This window comes from Streptomonospora mangrovi (assembly GCF_027604915.1).
GTDB classification, from domain to species: Bacteria; Actinomycetota; Actinomycetes; order Streptosporangiales; family Streptosporangiaceae; genus Streptomonospora; species Streptomonospora mangrovi.
In genome coordinates this window covers 51,438-69,623 of sequence record NZ_JAJAQC010000007.1, presented here as the reverse complement: position 1 = coordinate 69,623, position 18,186 = coordinate 51,438, and the positions used below count along the sequence as shown (strand labels likewise).

Below are 18,186 nucleotides of genomic sequence, written 5' to 3'. Positions count from 1 at the left end.
CCCATGGGTATGCTAATGTTCGTCTCATGAGTGAGACCACGGGCCCCCGCGGCGGACCGACCCCGCGCACGCGACGCGATGAGGTGCGCCGGCGCCTTCTCGACGCGGCCGTCCGCGTGTTCGCCGAGCGCGGCTACGCCGACAGCCGGCTGGAGGACATCGCCCGCGAGGCCGGCTTCACCAAGGGAGCCGTCTACTCCAACTTCGGCGGCAAGCAGGAGCTGTTCGCCGCGATCCTGCGGGAGCGCTCCGAAGCCGAGTTGGACGCCGTGACGGCGCGGACGCGCGACGCCGACGACCCCGCCGCGGCCGTCGCCGCCGCGGCGCGCCTGGTGGCGCGGCGCATCGCCGAGGACACCGAACGGGGCCGGCTTGGGCTGGAGGTCGCGGCGCTCGCCGCCCGCGACAGCGCCACCCGCGACATCGTCGCCCCGCTGCGCCGCGCCCAACGCGAGGCCGCCGCCCGGTCCCTGGCGGAGGTCGCCGACAGCGGCGGCGCGGCCCCGGCGGTCGACCCCCGCCTCGCCGGGCTGATCGTGCACTGCCTGACCAACGGCCTGTCCATGGAGCACCTGGCCGACCCCGAGGCGGTTGACGCCGCCACCGTCGAGCGCGCGCTGGCCACCGTTTTGAACGCCCTGCTGAGCCCCCCGGCCAGCGGCTGATCCGCGGAAATCTTCCAGCGTCCCTGGACCGCGGCGCGACCGCGCCGCCCCCCACCCCCTGTATTCACCCTGACCGGAGGACCTTCGCCATGCCCGCACCACTCCCGCAGCGCAGTGCCCGCCCACGCCGGGCATGGGTCGTCCCGCTCGTCCTCGCCGCGCTGACCGGATGCGGCTCCGCCGCGGAGCCGCCGGGGGAGCAGCGGGGCTTCGCGCTCCCCGACCGGTCGCTCACGGTCTCGGTCGCCGACGGAGATCTGGACATCCGCCCCGCTGACGTGGCCGAGGTCCAGGTCACGCGCTATGTGGACGCGTGGTCCCTCACCGGCGCCGACCCCCGGCCCACCTGGAAGCTGTCGGGGCAGACGCTGACCCTGGCCCTCGACTGCGGCCTGGTGGTCTTCGGCCGGTGCGACGCCCGCTACGAGGTGCTCGTGCCCCGTGGGGTCGACGTCGCCGTCGAGGGCGGCAGCGGAGAGATCGCCGCCGAGGGGTTCGCCACCGCGCTGCGGGTCACCTCCGACAACGGCGCCGTCCGGGTGGCCGACGCCTCCGGCCCCCTGGCTCTGGAGACATCCAGCGGGCGGCTGACCGCGACCGGCATCGCGGCCGGGCACACCACCGCGGAGTCGGAGAACGGCGAGATCGACCTCTCCTACGCGGAGGTCCCCGACCGGGTGCGGGCGACCGCCGACAACGGGGCCGTCTCGCTCACCCTGCCGGAGGCCCCCTACGCCCTCACCGCCACGACCGACAGCGGGACCGTGGACTCCGACCTCTCCGAGGACCCCGGCAGCCCGCACACCGTCACGGTCACCACCGACAACGGGGCCATCGGGCTGCACACCGCGCGCTAGCCGAGTGCGGTCCCACGCGCGCACCGCGACCGGCGGCCGCGTTCACACCCCCAACGCCAGGAAGGCGCTCTTCGCCATGCGCGAACACCACATCGACCGGCTGAGGAACCTCGGGATCCTCTTCCTCTTCCCCTACCACACGGCGCGGGTCTTCAACGAGGGCGCCTCCTTCTACGTCAAGGGCGAGGTGAACGCGTTCTCCTCGGTCCTGGTGCATCTGTCGTACTGGTTCATGCCGCTGCTGTTCCTGCTGGCGGGGATGTCGAGTCTGCACGCCCTGCGGCGCCGGACGGTGCGGCAGTACGTCGGCGAGCGGTTCTCCCGGCTGCTGGTGCCGCTGGTGTTCGGGTTCCTCGTCGTCGTCCCGCCGCAGGCCTACTACGCGATGCGGTTCCACTCGGGCCACCAGGGCGGCTACCCGGAGTTCCTGTGGTCCTACTTCACCGACTTCTCCGACTGGTCGGAGTACGGCGGCGGGATTTCGCCCGCGCACCTGTGGTTCATCCTGTTCCTCTTCCTCATAGCGACCGCCCTGGCCCTGCCGATGCGCCGGATGGCGGAGTCGGGGAGCACGCCCGCATGGCCGCGCCACCCGGTGGGGATCCTGCTGCCCGCCGTGGCGGTGGCGGTGCTGTCCCTGCTGCCCGACGCCGGCGGCAAGAACATCTTCGTGTTCGCCGCCTACTTCCTGCTGGGCTTCGTGATCGCGGCGGACGGGGAGGTCGGCGACATGGTGCGGCGCCACCGGCGGGTCTACCTCGCCGCGGCGGCCGTCGGCGCGGCGGCGGTGCTGGCCGGCGTCTACGTGTTCGACGCCCCGGAGTCGGCGGCGCTCGCGCAGGTGCGCAACCTCGCCTGCCTGCCGGCCCTGCTCGCGCTCCTGGGCTACGGCAGGCGCTACCTGAACAGCCCGACGGCGTTCACGTCCTACTTCAGCCCGGCGGCGTACCCGGTCTACATCCTGCACCAGACCTACCTGGTCGCCACCGCGTACTACGTGGTGGCGGTCGTGGACCACGGCCCCGTCGCCTTCGCGGTGATCGCGGCGGTTCCGTTCGCGCTGAGCCTGGCGACCTACGAACTGGTCCGCCGCACGCCCCTCACCCGGGTGCTCTTCGGCCTCGCCGGCGCCCGCCCGGCCCGCCGGGACGCGGGCTCACCCACCGGGGCGTGAGCCCGCCCGTCCGGGCGGCCCCGGTTTTCCGGCTCTCCGCGGAAAACCGGGCAACAGACGGTATTCGCGGCAAACCACAGCGTCGCGTCCGGCGTCCCATGGGGAAGTAGTTGATCTTCGATCGACGTCGCCCCCTGACTGAGGAGCATGTCCGCCATGACACGCGCAATCCGAGCCCGTTCCGTCCGCGCCGCGGCCCTGGGCGCCCTGGCCCTGCCCGCCCTCCTGCTCGCCGCCCCCTCGGCCGCCGCCGACACCGCCGCCGGCGCGGGCGCCCTGAGCGTCCGCGACTGCACGGCGGTGGACCTGGAGGTCGCCGAGACCGCGCGCGAGGGCGCGGCCGGCACCGTCTACGTCGAGTTCGAGTTGACCAAGCGGGAACCCCTCAGCCCCTGGGACGACGAGGCGTGCGTCATGTACCCCGCCGTCGCCGACATGTACTGGGGCGACTCCGAGGGCAACCCCATCGGCGCGCACGCCGTCCGCGAGGGCCAGGGCGGCGACGTCTTCGCGCTGTACCCCGGTGACACGGCGGTGGTGACGGTGGCCCGCCCCAACCCCGACGCCTACGCCCCCGAGGACTGCCGCCCCACCGAGGTGGCCGGTGCGCACCTGTTCTTCCAGAACGACGAGGGCGCCGAGTACGCGCCCACCGGCGGCGCCGACCGCGTCTGCGCCAACCCCGACCTGGGCGCCTCGACCATCTCGGCGGTCACCCCGGCCTGACCGGGTCCGAGTGTCCGGCCCGGCCCGCGCGGGCCGGGCCGGACACGCCGGCGTCTCGGGGCGGCCGGGGAGGGCGAAAACGGCCGCCGCCGCCGGCGTGTTCCGCCTGCGGCGCGGCGGGCGGCGGCCTTGTGCGCTGTGCCGACGCCGCGCTCCGGGCTGGGTGAGACGAGTGGGCACGGAGGTGAACCAGGTTTAGGTCCAGGCCATTTGTCCCAATTTCGGCTATGGATCCTTGATTCGCGCGGTTCGCTCAGTCATCGTAAGCGCCGGAGTGGGCTCCCGTGTGCCACAAGTGGCGCGCGGGACGCGTGTAGCGCGGCCGACCGCCCACGGACCTGCGGCGGGCGACGGAGCACGGAAGGCGGGCGCGGCGTGCTGGAGACCCTGACCGGCCTCCTGGGGCAGATGGGCGACGTGCTCTCCACCGGCCCCGGCCTCCGGGTCCTCGTCTACGGCAACACCGCCGTCCTGCTGGCGATCAACTCCATCGCGGGCCGCAGCACCGCGCGCAAGAAAGCCGAGGCGCTGCGCAACAAGGCGCTCGCCTCGGGCGGCCCGCTCGCCCGGCTGCGGACCGAGTTGGAGTACTGGCGAGAGGTGCAGCGCACCCGCTCCGAGTTGGCCAAGCTGGCCGTGGAGCGCCGCCTGCTCCACGCCAGGAGGGCCGAGTCCAAGGGCCGGAGGTTCCAGAACGCGGAGCGGTCGGCCATGGCTCAGATCCATGCCGCGCGCGGTATCGCCGAAGACCTCAAGAGGGCCGACAAACGGCGCGAGGAGGCGGAGGAGAAGCAGCGGGAGCAGGGGATCGTCGTCCCGAAGGTGGTCCGGCGCACCCGGCCCCCGCGGAGTACGTCGGCGGGCACGAAGACGCGGACCCCCACGTAGGCCGTCGGCCGCCCAGGAAAGGAAGGAGCGCGATGGATGCGGTTGCGTGGCAGATGGCGGCCGTGGCGGCCGCCACGGCCCTGCTGCTGGTCGCCGACCTCGTGCTGCGCCGGCTGCGGAGCCGCGCCGGCGCGGCCCCGCCGTCGGCCGAGCACGTCGACGGCCTGGTCCGGGCGCGCCGCGGCCTGGACGCGGTGGGCCTGCCGCTGGCCCGGCAGGAGGCGATCGCGCAGAGCCGGGTCGACCTGCTGGCCGAGGCGGTGCGCGACGCCGCCGAGGGCCGGGTGCTCGTCCCCCTGGCCGACGCCGCCCGGCACATCAGTGCGACCGATCGGCGGTTCGCCCACGCCGAGCGGAGCGCGGCCGCGGCGATCGAGGCGAAGGGACACGTCGATGGCGGGTGACCGCTCCCGGCCCGGCCGCGCCCCCGCGCACCGGACCGCCGGAGGGCCGCGCCGGAGCGGTAGGAGGAGCCCGTGCTAGGCGGGATCGTCATCGCGCTGTTCGCCGTCATCTACGCCCTGGTCATCCGCAAGGTGAGCGCGGACGCCAAGGCCGCGACGATGGAGCTGCTGGCGTCGCGCAGGGAGCTGCACGACAGGGGCGACAAGGACCTCGTCGCCGCCGAGGCCGCGCTCACGGGCGGCGAGGCGTCCCAGTTCTACGCCAACGTCATCGCGCTTGAGGCCGACAAGGCGAGCGTGGACCAGTACGAGCTGGGGGAGAAAATGCTGCGCGAGGCGGTCGACGGCATCGAGCGCAGCCGGGACCAGATCCTCGGCGTGCTCGCGCCTTTCATGGAGGGCGAGAACCCGCGGATCGCCTTCACCGGGCCGCGTTCCCGCAAGCTGAAACTGGTGGACGACTCCTATCTGACCGACGAAGAGAAGGGCCGCGTCCTCCGGCGCATCCGGGAGTACAACAGGACGCTCGCGGTCAGCCCGCGGCGGGAATTCCACGAGTCGTTCGCCCAGGTGCCGGTCGTGGACGAGGCCGGGCGCGCCGCGGAGCTGTTCGGCGAGATACCCCCCGACCGGGAGGCGCCCGTCCTGGACATGGCGGTGCTGGAGGACGCGCTGAACCTCCCGGTGCCGGGGGGCTTCCGTTCGCGGCGGCGCCAGGGGCGGGAGGTGTCCCGGAAGAAGGAGTCCTTCCGGCGGACCACCCTGTACGCGCAGGCGCGGGCGCTGAGCGAGAAGGCGCACGCCCTGCGCGCCGCGCAGAACGGCGGAGAGGGGAGGGGGCGCGGTGTGTGAGGCGGACCGCCCCGGCGCGAGGGCAGCGGCGGGTGCGCGGTGATGGGGACCGAGGTGCTGGTCTTCGCCCTGTTCGCCTTCTCCCTCGCCGGGCTGCTGCGCATCCTGCGCTCCGTGGGGGAGCGGGGGGAGGAGATCCCCGACGTGCTGCTGGCGTTCGACGCCGAGAACACCGCCGAGGTCCGCCGGGCCGCCGTCCGCCAGGACGACCTGCGCCGCCGGATGGCGCTCGTCCGCGCCTGCGAGGAGCGGGTCTACGGCGCCGAGGTGCGCGTGCGCCTCCTTGAGGACGGCGCGGCCGGCGAGCGGGAGCCGGCCGACGGCGGGCGCGCCGCCGTGGCCGACCCCCGGGAGGGCGCGCGGCTGCTGGCCGAGCTGCGCCGCGACCTGGCCGGCCTGGACGCCGAGCGCGACCGCCGGATCGCCGAGATCGACCGGGAGGCGGCCGACACCCTGCGCCGGCGCCGCGCGGCCATCGCGGCCGCCGCGCCCTACGACCGCGCGCTGCGCGCGGCCGCGTGGGTCTGCCTGGGCTGGCTGGCGCTGCTCGTGCTCCTGCCGGCGGTGCTGTAGCCCCGCCCGCGCGGCCCTCCGGCTGTGCCGCCGGTCCGTGCGCGCCGGGCTCACCCCGGGCCGCTCCTGCCCGCCGCCTCCGGCGGCGGGGGAGGTCCGCACAGTGCGGGCGCCCCCGCGCGGCGCGCTCCACGGCCCGCCCCGGGCGGCTCTGGGAGCTTCCCTCAGGGGGTGCGGCCCGGCCCGCCGGTGGCCTCCGGCGCGGCCGAGGGCGGCTCGCCGGATCCGGGGCGGGCGCCGGCGCGGTCGGGCGCGGTGCCGTCCGGCGTGGTGGACCAGCTCGCCAGCAGGCGCAGCCGGTCCTGGGAGCCGCTGCCGGGCTCGGCGCCGTAGGCCACCAGGATGAGGCCGTCGGCGGGCAGTTCCAGGGACTCGTAGGTCAGCTCCAGTTCCCCGACCACCGGGTGGCGGAAGGGCTTGGCGCCGATGTGGTGCTGGCGGACGTCGTGGCGCGCCCACCGGGTGCGGAAGTCGGGGCTGCGGGTGGACAGCTCGCCCACGAGTTCGGTGAGGGCGGTGTCGAAGGGGTCGCGGCCGGCCTCGGCCTGGAGCAGGGCGACGGTGTCGTCGGCGGCGCGCTCCCAGTCGCCCCAGAAGTGGTGGGAGCGGGCGTCGAGGAAGATGAACCGGGCGTGGTTGGGCACCCGGCCCCGGGCCGACTCGATCATGGGGGCGTACAGGGCGCGCCCCAGCGCGTTGAAGGCCAGGATGTCGCCGCGGCCGTTCATGACGAACGCGGGCGCGTCGGTCATGGCCTCCAGCATGCGCTGCACCGTGGGCCGCACCTGCCGCTGCGGGGCGCGCCGCCGGCGGCGCGGCCGGGGCCCGGCGGCGCGGGCCAGGTCCTCCAGGTGGGTGCGCTCCTCGTCGTTGAGCCGCAGGGCGCGGGAGAGGGCGTCCAGGACGCTGTCGGAGACGCCCGACAGGTCGCCGCGCTCCAGCCGGGAGTAGTACTCCACGCTGACGCCGGCGAGCTGGGCGACCTCGGAGCGGCGCAGGCCGGGGACCCGGCGGGTGCCGTAGGAGGGCACGCCGGCCTGCTGCGGGCTGATCCTGGCGCGCCGGGAGGTCAGGAACTCACGGATCTGGCTGCGGTGGTCCACCCCTCCACGGTAGGCGGCCCGCCGCCCGCCTGGGGTGCCCTGCCAGTACACCCCTCAGCAGTGCCTTTCTCCCGTTCGCCGCAGAACCTTTACTGGGTGGCGGCCCTCCCGGACGTCCCGGGAGCGGACCCCTATTCCCAAGGAGCAGTCCTCATGCGTGTCCCCGCCTACGCCGCACCCGCCGCCGGCCGGCCGCTGGCCCCCACGGTCGTCGAGCGGCGCGACGTCGGCCCCAACGACGTCCTCATCGAGATCACCCACGCCGGCATCTGCCACTCCGACATCCACACCGTCAACGGCGACTGGGGGCCCCAGCCCTTCCCCGTGGTCCCGGGCCACGAGATCGTGGGCGTGGTCGCCGAGGTCGGCGCCGAGGTCACCCGGCACGCGGTCGGCGACCGCGTCGGCGTGGGGTGCATGGTCAACTCCTGCGGGCAGTGCGTCCACTGCCGCAACGGCGACGAGCAGTACTGCGTCGAGGGCATGGTGCCCACCTACGCCGGCACCGACCGCGACGGCACCACCACCCAGGGCGGCTACTCCACCCACGTGGTGGTGGACGCCGACTACGTCCTGTCGGTGCCCGAGGGCATCGACCCGGCCGCCGCCGCGCCGCTGCTGTGCGCGGGCATCACCACTTACACCCCGCTGCGCCGCTGGGGCGCCGGTCCCGGCAAGAGGGTCGCGGTCGTGGGGCTGGGCGGCCTGGGCCACATGGCGGTCAAGATCGCCCACGCCCTGGGCGCCGAGGTCACGGTGCTGTCGCAGTCGCTGAAGAAGCGGGAGGACGGCCTGCGGCTGGGCGCCGACGACTACCACGCGACCTCCGACCCCGAGACCTTCACCAGGCTGGCCGGACGGTTCGACCTGATCGTCAACACCGTCAGCGCCGACATCGACGTCAACGCCTACCTGGGCCTGCTGGCCGTGGACGGCGCCATGGTCAACGTGGGCGTGGCTCCCGGTCCGCTGACCTTCGACGGGTTCCTGCTCGTCGGCTCGCGGCGGGTGCTGACCGGGTCGATGATCGGCGGTATCGCCCTGACCCAGGAGATGCTCGACTTCTGCGCCGAGCACGGTATCGGCGCGGACGTCGAGGTGGTCTCCGCCGACCGGATCAACGAGGCGTACGAGCGCGTGCTGGCCTCCGACGTCCGCTACCGGTTCGTCATCGACACCGCAACGCTGGCCTGAGCCCGGGGCCGGGCACGGCCCGCGCCGGGGGCGCCCTGGTGCCGTCGGCCCGGGTGAACGCGGTCAACGCCCGCCTGGATCGCAACGACGTCCGGTACCGCTTCGTGCTTAACATGTCCGACCTGACTGACGCCGGCCGGGGCGGTGCCGGCCCGCCCCGGCGGCGGTGGTCGCTTCAGGCGCCGGCCGCCGGCCGCCGGTCAGCCCGCGCTGCGGGCCGCGCGGGTGAGGCGCAGGGCCGAGACCAGGAAGAACACCCCGCCGAGGAAGGCGTAGCCGGCGAGGGCGGTCAGCGCCGGGGCCGGCCCGGCGGCCTGGGCGACGAACGACGCGCCGGCGAGGGTGGAGACGGCGCCGCTGATGATCATCGCCCACTGGCCGCCCAGGCGGCGGCGGGTGATGGCGGCGGCGAGCTGGACGACTCCCGCGGCGACCGCCCAGGCGCCCCACACCCGCAGCACCCCCGGCACGCCCGAGGTGACGGCGAAGGCCAGGGCGACCACCGTCAGCGCGCTGACGGCGATGTTGGCGTACAGGAGAGGCGCCCTGCCGCCGCCGGCCTTGGCGGAGCGGACGTCCACGACCGCCGCCGCCACGTCGAACAGGGGGTAGGCGAGCAGCAGCGCCGTGCTGAGCGGATTGAGCGTGTCGGCGGTCGCGAAGAGCAGACCGGCCCACACGGCGGCGAAGGCGAAGCGCGCGAAGTACAGCTCGCGCAGGGTCGCGGGAGCGCCGGCCGGGGTGGTGGCGGGAGCGGTGGCGGTGGGTGTGTCCACGGACGTGCCTTCCAGTGCGGTGGTGGAGCGGGGGACGCGGTAGCGCGTCATCATGAGGGAGAACGTTCGGTCTCATGATTAAAAAGGGTCGCGGTCACGGGTGTCAAGACCGAACGTTCTCCCTCACAGCTCTGGTACGCTCGCGGCATGAGTCGGAACCGAGAAGCGGGCGTCACCTCCGAGGCGCGCTCGCGCCTGCTCGGCACGGCGACCCGGATCTTCTACGCCGAGGGCATCCACTCCGTGGGCGTCGACCGGATCACCGCGGAGGCGCAGGTCACCCGGGCCACGCTGTACCGGCACTTCTCCGGCAAGGAGGAACTCGTCCTGGCCTACCTCGACCAGGTCGACCAGGGGATGCGCGGCCAGATCACCGCCGCCCAGGAGGGCGGCCGGTCGGCCGCCGACCGGGTCCGGGCCGTGGCCGGGGCCATCGCCGACGGCATCCGGTCCCCGGCGTTCCGCGGCTGCGCCTTCATCAACGCGGCGGCCGAGTACCCCGACCCCGCCCACCCGGTCCACCAGGCCGTCCTGGCCCACCGGGAATGGCTCCTCGACACGGTCACCGACCTGCTGGCGCGGGCCGGCTTCGCGCCCGCCGACGCGGCCGGCCGGCACTTCGTCATGCTGAGGGACGGCGCGATGGCGGCCGGCTGCCTCTTCGACCCGGAACTGGTCTGCGAGACCTTCCTGCACGGAGTCGAGGGGCTCCTCCGGTCCCGCGCCGCCTCGGCGACCGAGCCGAGCCCGCCGGCGCGTGCCGCCGGTGGGGATCTTTAGCCGTAGCGGACGGTTCCCGCCCCCGGCGCCGCGCACCGCCGGCCCGTCCTCGTGTCCCCTTCACGCGGGGGCGAACAGGAAACCGGGGTCCGCGACTTTCGCCACCCTGTTGCCACCTCGACCCGTGCCCCGGGCACCGGGGGCACGTGCCGGCCCCGCCTCCTCAGCCGGGGACGTTCATGCGCTGGGTGCCGATCACCGACAGCAGCCGCAGTGCCTCCTCCGCCGGTGAACCCGGGTCGGCGGTGTAGATGACGACCCGCTGGTCGCGGTCGGCGATGTCCAGGACGTCGCAGTTGACGGTGACGGGACCCACCTGCGGATGGTTGACGGTCTTGCGCAGGGCGGGGCCGGGGCGCACGTCGTGCACGGCCCACATCCGCGCGAACTCCGCGCTGCCCGCCAGCAGGTCGCCCACCAGTTCGGCCACCTCGGGGTCGTCGGGGTAGCGGGCGGCGGCCGCGCGCAGGTGCCGGACGGCCGTGTGGGCGAACTCCTGGGCGTCGGCCCGGCTGTAGAGCAGCGGTTCGCCGGGGCGCGGCCCGAGGAACGCGCGGCGCAGCAGGTTGCGGTCGCGCCGGGACAGAGCTGAGAAGTCCGCCAGCAGGGCCGCCGCCAGGTCGTTCCAGGCGATCACCTCGCCGGTCGCCGACAGCACGATGGCGGCGGCGTTGGGCAGCCGCCGCAGGAGGTCGAGGATGCTCTGCCGCACCTCGCGCGACGGCCCGGCCGGCGGCCCCGGCGGGGCGCCGGCGAGGTGGTGCAGGTGGTCGCGCTCGGCGTCGGTCAGGCGCAGGGCGCGGGCCAGGGCGGTGAGCACCTCGCGCGAGGGGTGCGGCCCCCGGGCCTGCTCCAGCCGGGTGTAGTACTCGGTCGAGATGAACGCCAGTTGCGCCACCTCCTCGCGGCGCAGCCCGGGGGTGCGGCGGCGCGGCCCGGCGGGCAGCCCGACGTCGGCGGGGGTGATCCGCTCGCGGCGGGCGCGCAGGAATCCGGCCAGCTCTCGTCTGTCCACGCCTCCAGTGTGCTCCTCCCGCGCGCCGCCCAGCCAGGTACCGCCGGTGCCTGGCTGGGCCGCGCGTCCGGCACCAGGCTCACCGCCATGGACAACACCCACGAAACCACCGCATCCTCCGCTTCCACCACCTCCACCGCGCCCACCCCGGGCGCCCCCGGCTCGGGGCTGCTGGCCGGCAAGGTCGCCTTCATCACCGGTGCCGGCCGGGGCATCGGAGCCGCGGCGGCGCGGCTGTTCGCCCGCGAAGGCGCCGAGGTCCTGCTGGCGGCCCGGACCAAGGAGCAGTTGGCGGCGGTGACCGAGGAGGTCCGGGCGGCCGGCGGCGCCGCGGAGTACGCGGTGTGCGACCTGGCCGACCCGGACGCCGTGCGCGCCGCCGTCGAGCGCACCGTCGAGGTGTACGGACGGCTCGACGTCGCCTTCAACAACGGGGCGACCGCCCTGCCGCCCGCCCCGGTGGACCGGGTGGCCGAGGCCGACCTCGACCACCTCTACGCGGTCAACCTGCGCGGCCCGTGGACCGCCATGGCCGCCGAGGTCGCCGCCATCCGGGCCACCGCCGGGCGGGGCGCGGTCGTCAACACCTCCAGCGTCGGCGGCTGGCGCGGCAACGCCAATTTGCCCGCCTACGGCGCCCTGAAGCGGGCGCTCAACAGCCTCACGGAGTCGGCCGCCATCACCTACGGCCCGGAGGGCATCCGCGTCAACGCGGTCGCCCCCGGAACGACCATGACCGCCATGATCGACGCCTGGGAGGAGGTGGCGCCGGGCCTGGTCGACCACCTCAACGCCCAGACCCCGCTGCGGCGGGCGGCCGACCCCGAGGAGATCGCACAGGCCGCCGCCTGGCTGCTCAGCGACCGCTCGTCCTATGTCACGGGAGTGGTCCTGCCGGTGGACGGCGGCCTCCAGGCGTGACCCGCTCGCGGGCGAGGGTCTGACCCGCCCCCGGGGCGCCCGTCCCGCCCACGGGTCCGGGCGCCCGGCGGGTCAGGCGGCCGAACGCCGGCGGTCCCCGGCCGGCGCCATTGCACCTATTGCACCATCGTGGCGTGATCGCGGTGTGCTCTTTTCAGGCCGCGAGTAGGGTGAAAAAGGTATTCCGGAACGCTTTTCGCGTGCCCGCGTTCAATGCCATAACAAATTCCCGGGGGATTGCCATGTCCTATTCCAAGGAATGCGTCTTCGGTGAGATCACCCTTGTCATGAGCACCGACGAGGTGAATCCGCCCAGTGACGACTACTACAGCCTGTCCAGCCACGCCCACGGGCACGGAGTATCGCTGTGGGTGAAGTCCACGAATCCGGCGACCCAGGCCGTGCGGCCGATCGAGAACTGGCGCGCCATCAAGTTCGGCACCGGCGAGTGGCACCGCGCCCAGCCTCCGCAGGGTTATGTGGCCCTGTGCGACGCCCCTCACCACGAGACCCGGTTTCTGGGAACTCCGCTGCCCAAGGAGCGGATCGCCTGCGTCAAGGAGACCATCAACGGCAAGAGGTACGTGGTCCCCGGAGAACTGGAGTCCGTGGGCGGATGGCAGTGCGTGAAGCGGCCGCCCCAGATCATCGAGAAGAACAGCACCATGGTGGCGCCGGAACGCGCCTATTGGGCGTGGTACAAAGGCCCCTTCGGCCAGGAGGACGGCGAGCGGCCCGGGGAGGTCTACGTCCTCAACCTGCCCACGCTCACCAAGACGAGCGGCACCCTCAACCGGCCCGTCATCAAGGACCCCGACAACATCCCGTCGGAACAGGGCGCGCACGTCGACCGCGAGGTCACCGTCCCCTGCGTCGCGGTCAACGACCGCAACAAGTCCTGGCGGTGGATCATCGCGAACTCACCGACCTACACCCTGCGGCGGCGCCGCTCCTACGCGTTCGTCGCCTCGCTGGACCTGCGCAACGCCAGCAAGGACGGCGAGATCTCCAAGGAGGTGAGCTGGGGGATCTCCAAGACCCAGACCCAGACCTACCGGGAGAGCGTGGGGGTCACCATCGGCTTCGAGGCCGGGGTGGAGGTCGAGGGGATCGGCGCCAAGGTCACGGGGTCGGTCACCCAGGAGATGGGCTATGAGAGCTCCTTCTCCAACACCGAGATGCAGCAGCAGACGGTGAAGGTCGGCGGGGGAGCGGCGGCCGGCAAGGTCACGGCGATGTACGCCGAGAAGCACGTGGTCTACGCCGTGCGCAACGACCCCGACCACACCTTCTGCTCCGACGACGACCGCAACGTCGTGGGGTTCAACGCGGGGCTGCGCTACGCCATGTGCGAGAGCGGAAAGGCGTCGGCCAAGCCGATGTGGCACGGCCTGGGGGAGAGGGCCGAGCAGGCCAAGCGCGACTACTACGACGGCGACGTCCCCGAGCTGATCCGCGCCTCCGACGCGTCCGTGGAGGTCCCCCGGCAGTTGACCGGGGAACCCGCGGGAGCGGACGCCCTGCGCGGCTGACCACGGCGGCCCACGCAACCCGCGGGCCGCCCGTCCTGATGGCAGGTCTCGTCTACCGCGGTTCGAGATCGTCCGGGGTGTCTCTCGTCGGAGGCGGTCGGCGGTCGTGGTTATTCGGTCGTGTGTGACGGCGTCCGGAGGGCTTCCGGAGGGTCGGCGGGACGGGGGAACGGGGGAGTGCCGGCGGCCCAGGGCATGGGGGTGAGGGGGGCGAACGTCGTGGTCGGGCGGGTCACCGCGCCGCCGGTGGCGCGGGCCACGGTGAGGGTCACCTCCAGGACGTGGAGGGCGTGGTCGGTGCGCAGCCGGCTCGGGCGCCGCCCCCGGACCTCGCCCGCCAGTTCCGCGACGCCCCGGGCGAAGTCCATGTGGTTGGCGCCGATCCGGTCCATCGTGTGCGCGGGGCGGCGCGCCGGCGGGTAGGGCTCGGGGCGGCCCTTCCGGCCTCGGCGGACGGTGACGGGTGAGGTGTAGTCCCACACGTTGTCGACGACCAGGACCCCTTCGTCGCCGACGATCTGAATCCGGTGCTGCTCGGGGGCGACGATGCTGTTGGTCATCCGGGCCACGACCCCGCCGGCGCCGGTCCCGCCGCCGTCCCCGGCCACACCCCCGCTGTCCCCGGCCCCGTCCCCGGCGAACCGCAGGCAGGCGACCGAGAAGTCCGGGGCCCGGGCGTGCTCCTCGGCGGTCAGGTGGGGGTTGGGCGCCACGCCCGCCGCGAAGGCGGTGACCTCGGTGACCGGGCCGAAGAACATGGTGAGCCAGTCCAGGGCGTAGGCGGCGTGCTCGATCGTGCACCCGGTGCGGAACTCGTCCCGGTAGGGCCACGGCGCGCCGGACCGGCTGCGCCACTCGGTGTAGTGCTCGGCGAGCAGGTAGCCGTCGTCCAGTTCGGCGTAGGCGAGCAGCGGGGTGCCCACCGCGCCGGCGCGCAGCGCCTGCCACGCCGTCTGGGCGGCCTCGCCGATCATGCTGCACGGCGCCGAGGCCAGCAGCAGCCCGGCCGCACGCGCGGACTCCGCCAGCTCCCGCGCCTCGGCGAGGTCCATGGCGAGCGGCTTCTCGCTGTAGACGTGCTTGCCCGCCGCCAGCGCCGCGCGCGTCACGCCGGCGTGCTCGCGCGGGTTGACCAGGTTCACCACGATCTCGACGGCGGGATCGGCCAGCAGCGCCGCCAGCGAGGGGTAGCGGGTGTCGCCGTAATGGTCGGCGAACTCCCCGCACCGCCGGGCTGAGCGGTCGTAGACACCGGTGAGCGCCAGCCCGGGGTGGTTGGGCAGGGTGGCCCGGTAGAGGTCGGCCACGTAGCCCGTGCCGACGAACGCGACGCCCACCGGCGCACCCGGCGCCGCGTCCACCGGCGCTCCCACGGGCACCCCCGCCGCCTCCGCCCGTTCCGCCCGATCCGCCATGGGTCCTCCTCCGTCCGTCATCGCGGGCCGACCGCCCGCACCCCGCGCAGCGCCAACTCGAAGCACGCCACTCCGGCCAGGTTGAGCAGTGCCATCACCGCCCACAGCGCGTCGGGCACGCCCAGGAGCCACCCCACCAGGGCGGGGGTGGCGGCGGTGGCCACCGACGTGCCGGTGTGGAAGAGCGCCGACACCCGCCCGGCGTTGTCCTCGGTGGTGAAGGCGATCAGCGCCGTGTTGGTCGTAGGGAAGAACAGGATGCCCGCGACGGTGAGCACCACCGTGCTCACCACCGCCACGGCGGTGCCCGTCACTGCGGCGGGGTCGGCGACCACCACCAGGGGGGCCAGCCCCGCCAGGCTCAGCAGCGCGCTCCACACCAGCAGCACGCGCGGGCTGACCGGCCGCACCGCGCGGGTGATCCACGGCTGGAGCAGCAGCACCATGAGGTTGCTCAGCGCGAACAGCGCCGGCCCGATCCACGGCGGCAACTCCCAGTCCTCGGCGAAGAACACCGGGAACGCCAGCCCGCCCAGCAGGCTGATCGGGGTGCACAGCAACTGGCCGGCGGTCATCAGGACGTAGCGGCGGTCGCGCAGGATCACCCCCCACCCCTGCCGGCGGGCCGGCGCCGCGCGCTCGCGCCGGGCGCCGCTGACGGGGTGCCGGCCGATGAGGACGGCCGAGACCAGGCTCGTGGCGATGTTGACCAGCACCAGGACGCGTACCGACTCCGGGTCCGAGGACGCCAGGAACACGGCGGTCAGCCCGGCGCCGAGCACCATGCACCCGGCCTTGGCCGCCTCGATGAACGCGAACCAGGTGTCGAACCCGTCCCGGCCGGCCATGCCCTTCACGTAGGGCAGCCAGCACGACCAGAACACGCACTCCGACACCGCCACCAGCAGCATCCCGCCGAACACGACGGCCTCGCCGCCGGCCAGGTAGTAGCCGACGTAGCCCAGCGCCGACAGCAGGTTGTTGCCCACCATGACCCGCTTGGCCCCGAACCGGTCGACCAGTTCGCCGCCCAGCAGCCCGGTCGGCAGCGCCAGGACCAGGGCGACCGACATGAGCACGCCCAGGTGGGGGAGCGGGATGTCGGTGACGATGGTGAAGTAGAAGAGCGCGATCGGCAGCAGCAGCGCCACGCCGATCGTGTCCAGCACGATCGCCGTCAGCACCGGCCACCGCCCCCGGGGCGAGGGCACGCCCAGCCGCGCGGACAGCGGTTCGGGGCCGCCCGGCGGACGCGGGTCGCCGCCGCCGTCAGTGGTCGCCACCGTGCTCCTTCCGGCCGGGGCGGTCGGCTATGGCGAGCCACTCTTCGGGCACCGGCGCGGCGGCCGCCTCCGCGTCCTCCCGCGCCCTCCAGTACACCTCGGTGGCGAGTTCGCCGCGCACGTGCATCAGCCGCGGGTGGTGGGCGCCCAGGCCGCACAGTTGCGAGGCGTACATCCGGGCCAGCGCGATCTTGGCGGCGGCGGCCTCCGGCGCCAGCCGGCACGGCCGCGGCGGGGCGAGGGCGAAGCCCGCCCGCGCCACCTCCTCCAGGGCCGGGCGCCAGCGCAGCCGCCGGTCGCGCAGCTCCTCCGGCCGGGTCCAGTCGCCGGCGCTGGCGTAGGGGACGTCGGCGTAGAGCCGCACCGGCGCCCCCACCGCGCGGGCGGCGCGCAGGGCGGCGTCCCGCGCCAGCACGTGGTCGGCGTGGGCGCCGATGGCCGCGGGCACCACCACCTCGGTGCCGGTGAGCAGCGGTGCCAGCGCGGCGGCCAGGGCGTCGGCGTCGGGCGCGGCCTCGGCGTAGGGCCGGTCCAGCCAGCCGAGCGGCACCGCCTGGGCGCCGACACCGGCCAGCGCCCGCGCGTCCTCGGCCCGGCGCTCCAGGGCCGCCGCGCGCGCGGTGGCGAACCCGCAGCGCTGGTCCCAGTCGGAGGCGGCGCGCCCCTCGGGCGGCAGCCCGCCGCAGACGGTGACGACACGCGCCGCCGGGCCGATCCGGGCCAGGAGGCCGCCGCAGGAGAAGACCGCGTCGTCGTAGTGTGGCGAGACGATCGTGTGGGTGACGGTGGCGGCCATCTCACCCGCCCACCGCGCTGAGCCGCCCGGCGGCGCGGCGGATGCGGTCGCACGCCTCCGCCACCCGCGCCAGGCGGTCGGGCGGCGCCAGCAGGAGGCGGTGGTGCAGCCACACCGTGGTCTGCGCGGCCCGCTCGGCGGCGGGGCACACCGCCGCGCGCACCCGCTCGGCGGCGGTCGGCGGCGCGGGCGCCGCCGCGCCGGCGGCGAACATGTCCAGGCGGTTCAGCGCCGGGTAGGGGGTGGCCACCGGGACGCCCTCGGCGGCCAGCGCGGCGGAGAACCGCGCCGCCGGCAGCCCGCCGAACGCCTCGGGGTCGTAGTGCAGCACGTAGGCGTAGTAGGCGCTGCGGTCCATGCGGGGGTCGCGGCCCTGCGGGCGCAGGCCGGCGGTGGCGGCCAGGGCCGCCCCCAGGTGCCGGGCGCCCTCCTCGCGCCGGGCCAGTTGCGCGGGGTAGCGGCGCAGTTGCGCGGCCAGGACCGCGCCCTGCCACTCCGTCATCCGGTAGTTCACGCCGAGCCGGACGTGCTCGTAGGTGGCGCCGCCGGTGCGGCGCCCGCAGTTGGCGTAGCTGCGGGCGGTCTCGGCGCGGGCGGGGTCGGAGGTGATGAGGGCGCCGCCCTCGCCGGCGGTCAGGAGCTTGGACTGCTGGAAGGAGAAGCTGCCGAACACACCCCAGCTCCCCGCGCCCCGCCCCAGCAGCCGGCTGCCGTGGGCGTGCGCGCTGTCCTCGATGAGGTCGATCCCGCGCGCGGCGCACAGCGCCGCCAGCCGGTCGGTGGCGGCCATCGCGCCGGCCAGGTGCACCGCGATGACGGCCCGGGTGCGCGGGGTGAGGGCGGCCTCGACGTGCTCGGGGACAAGGCACAGGCTGTCGGGGTCGACGTCGGCCACGACCGGCACGGCGTTGACCCGCAGCACCGCCACGGCCGTGGCGGCGAAGGTCAGCGCCGGCACCACCACCTCGTCGCCCTCCCCCACCCCGCAGGCCACCAGGGCGGCCTCCAGGGTGCAGGTGCCGTTGGCCATGGGCAGGCCGATGGCGGCGCCCTGGAAGCGGGCGAAGTCGGCGGCGAAGTCGGCGGCGCGGCGGGCGCGGCTGGAGCCCCACAGCCCTTCGTCCAGGGCGGCGGTGAGGCCGGTGCGCTCGTCGTCGGTCCACTGCGGCCAGGCGGGGAACGCGTCGGGGGCGAAGGCGGGGGCTCCGCCGAGCGCGGCGGGTCGGTGCATG

At 74.7% G+C, this 18,186-nt stretch carries 19 protein-coding genes; 12 read left to right on the top strand and 7 right to left on the bottom strand.

What is annotated here, in order from left to right:
* Positions 1 to 26: 26 nt before the first annotated feature.
* From LG943_RS05630 to LG943_RS05595, 8 genes are all read left to right on the top strand, one after another.
* On the top strand, positions 27 to 665 hold the full coding sequence (locus LG943_RS05630; RefSeq protein WP_270071107.1) for a TetR/AcrR family transcriptional regulator: 639 nt from the start codon (positions 27 to 29) through the stop codon (positions 663 to 665).
* Between the two features lie 89 nt (positions 666 to 754).
* Complete coding sequence (locus LG943_RS05625; protein WP_270071106.1) at positions 755 to 1,522, top strand: DUF4097 family beta strand repeat-containing protein; 768 nt, start codon at positions 755 to 757, stop codon at positions 1,520 to 1,522.
* Between the two features lie 76 nt (positions 1,523 to 1,598).
* The gene (locus LG943_RS05620; RefSeq protein ID WP_270071105.1) at positions 1,599 to 2,696 is read left to right on the top strand and encodes an acyltransferase family protein; all 1,098 of its coding nucleotides are present in this window, start codon (positions 1,599 to 1,601) and stop codon (positions 2,694 to 2,696) included.
* 156 nt (positions 2,697 to 2,852) lie between these two features.
* The gene (locus LG943_RS05615; RefSeq protein ID WP_270071104.1) at positions 2,853 to 3,422 is read left to right on the top strand and encodes a DUF4232 domain-containing protein; all 570 of its coding nucleotides are present in this window, start codon (positions 2,853 to 2,855) and stop codon (positions 3,420 to 3,422) included.
* A gap of 375 nt (positions 3,423 to 3,797) precedes the next feature.
* Positions 3,798 to 4,310, top strand: a complete 513-nt coding sequence (locus tag LG943_RS05610) for a hypothetical protein (RefSeq protein WP_270071103.1) — start codon at positions 3,798 to 3,800, stop codon at positions 4,308 to 4,310.
* 32 nt (positions 4,311 to 4,342) lie between these two features.
* Positions 4,343 to 4,714: a hypothetical protein gene (locus tag LG943_RS05605; protein ID WP_270071102.1), complete on the top strand. Its 372-nt coding sequence runs from the start codon at positions 4,343 to 4,345 to the stop codon at positions 4,712 to 4,714.
* Positions 4,715 to 4,786: 72 nt separating this feature from the next.
* Positions 4,787 to 5,566 carry a hypothetical protein gene (locus LG943_RS05600; protein ID WP_270071101.1) on the top strand — a complete coding sequence of 260 codons (780 nt, stop codon included), beginning with the start codon at positions 4,787 to 4,789 and terminating at the stop codon, positions 5,564 to 5,566.
* Between the two features lie 42 nt (positions 5,567 to 5,608).
* On the top strand, positions 5,609 to 6,139 hold the full coding sequence (locus LG943_RS05595; RefSeq protein ID WP_270071100.1) for a hypothetical protein: 531 nt from the start codon (positions 5,609 to 5,611) through the stop codon (positions 6,137 to 6,139).
* A 164-nt stretch (positions 6,140 to 6,303) separates the two neighbouring features.
* On the opposite strand, the gene LG943_RS05590 is transcribed toward LG943_RS05595, so the two are convergent.
* A complete protein-coding gene (locus tag LG943_RS05590) occupies positions 6,304 to 7,242 on the bottom strand; it encodes a helix-turn-helix domain-containing protein (RefSeq protein WP_270071099.1) in 939 nt (312 codons plus the stop codon).
* A gap of 153 nt (positions 7,243 to 7,395) precedes the next feature.
* Between LG943_RS05590 and LG943_RS05585 the strand changes: the two genes are divergently transcribed.
* Positions 7,396 to 8,436 (top strand): NAD(P)-dependent alcohol dehydrogenase, encoded by a 1,041-nt coding sequence (locus LG943_RS05585; protein WP_270071098.1) that lies wholly within the window; start codon positions 7,396 to 7,398, stop codon positions 8,434 to 8,436.
* 200 nt (positions 8,437 to 8,636) lie between these two features.
* On the opposite strand, the gene LG943_RS05580 is transcribed toward LG943_RS05585, so the two are convergent.
* Positions 8,637 to 9,212 (bottom strand): hypothetical protein, encoded by a 576-nt coding sequence (locus LG943_RS05580; RefSeq protein WP_270071097.1) that lies wholly within the window; start codon positions 9,210 to 9,212, stop codon positions 8,637 to 8,639.
* 147 nt (positions 9,213 to 9,359) lie between these two features.
* Between LG943_RS05580 and LG943_RS05575 the strand changes: the two genes are divergently transcribed.
* Positions 9,360 to 9,992 (top strand): TetR/AcrR family transcriptional regulator, encoded by a 633-nt coding sequence (locus tag LG943_RS05575; protein ID WP_270071096.1) that lies wholly within the window; start codon positions 9,360 to 9,362, stop codon positions 9,990 to 9,992.
* 163 nt (positions 9,993 to 10,155) lie between these two features.
* On the opposite strand, the gene LG943_RS05570 is transcribed toward LG943_RS05575, so the two are convergent.
* Entirely contained in the window at positions 10,156 to 11,007 is an 852-nt protein-coding gene (locus tag LG943_RS05570; protein ID WP_270071095.1) for a helix-turn-helix transcriptional regulator, read from the bottom strand.
* A gap of 87 nt (positions 11,008 to 11,094) precedes the next feature.
* Here LG943_RS05570 and LG943_RS05565 point away from each other — a divergent pair, with 87 nt between their 5' ends.
* Complete coding sequence (locus LG943_RS05565) at positions 11,095 to 11,928, top strand: SDR family NAD(P)-dependent oxidoreductase (RefSeq protein WP_270071094.1); 834 nt, start codon at positions 11,095 to 11,097, stop codon at positions 11,926 to 11,928.
* Between the two features lie 242 nt (positions 11,929 to 12,170).
* Positions 12,171 to 13,460: a hypothetical protein gene (locus LG943_RS05560; protein ID WP_270071093.1), complete on the top strand. Its 1,290-nt coding sequence runs from the start codon at positions 12,171 to 12,173 to the stop codon at positions 13,458 to 13,460.
* A gap of 110 nt (positions 13,461 to 13,570) precedes the next feature.
* Here LG943_RS05560 and LG943_RS05555 read toward each other — a convergent pair whose 3' ends face one another.
* Genes LG943_RS05555 through LG943_RS05540 form a run of 4 tightly spaced genes read right to left on the bottom strand, consistent with a single transcriptional unit; the run spans position 13,571 to position 18,185 of the window.
* A complete protein-coding gene (locus LG943_RS05555; RefSeq protein ID WP_270071092.1) occupies positions 13,571 to 14,875 on the bottom strand; it encodes a Gfo/Idh/MocA family protein in 1,305 nt (434 codons plus the stop codon).
* 17 nt (positions 14,876 to 14,892) lie between these two features.
* Entirely contained in the window at positions 14,893 to 16,158 is a 1,266-nt protein-coding gene (locus tag LG943_RS05550) for an MFS transporter (protein ID WP_270071091.1), read from the bottom strand.
* On the bottom strand, positions 16,145 to 16,954 hold the full coding sequence (locus LG943_RS05545) for a PIG-L family deacetylase (RefSeq protein WP_270071090.1): 810 nt from the start codon (positions 16,952 to 16,954) through the stop codon (positions 16,145 to 16,147). The genes LG943_RS05550 and LG943_RS05545 overlap by 14 nt, the downstream gene beginning before the upstream one ends.
* 1 nt (position 16,955) lies before the next feature.
* The gene (locus LG943_RS05540; RefSeq protein ID WP_270071089.1) at positions 16,956 to 18,185 is read right to left on the bottom strand and encodes a DegT/DnrJ/EryC1/StrS family aminotransferase; all 1,230 of its coding nucleotides are present in this window, start codon (positions 18,183 to 18,185) and stop codon (positions 16,956 to 16,958) included.
* Between the last annotated feature and the right edge of the window lies 1 nt (position 18,186).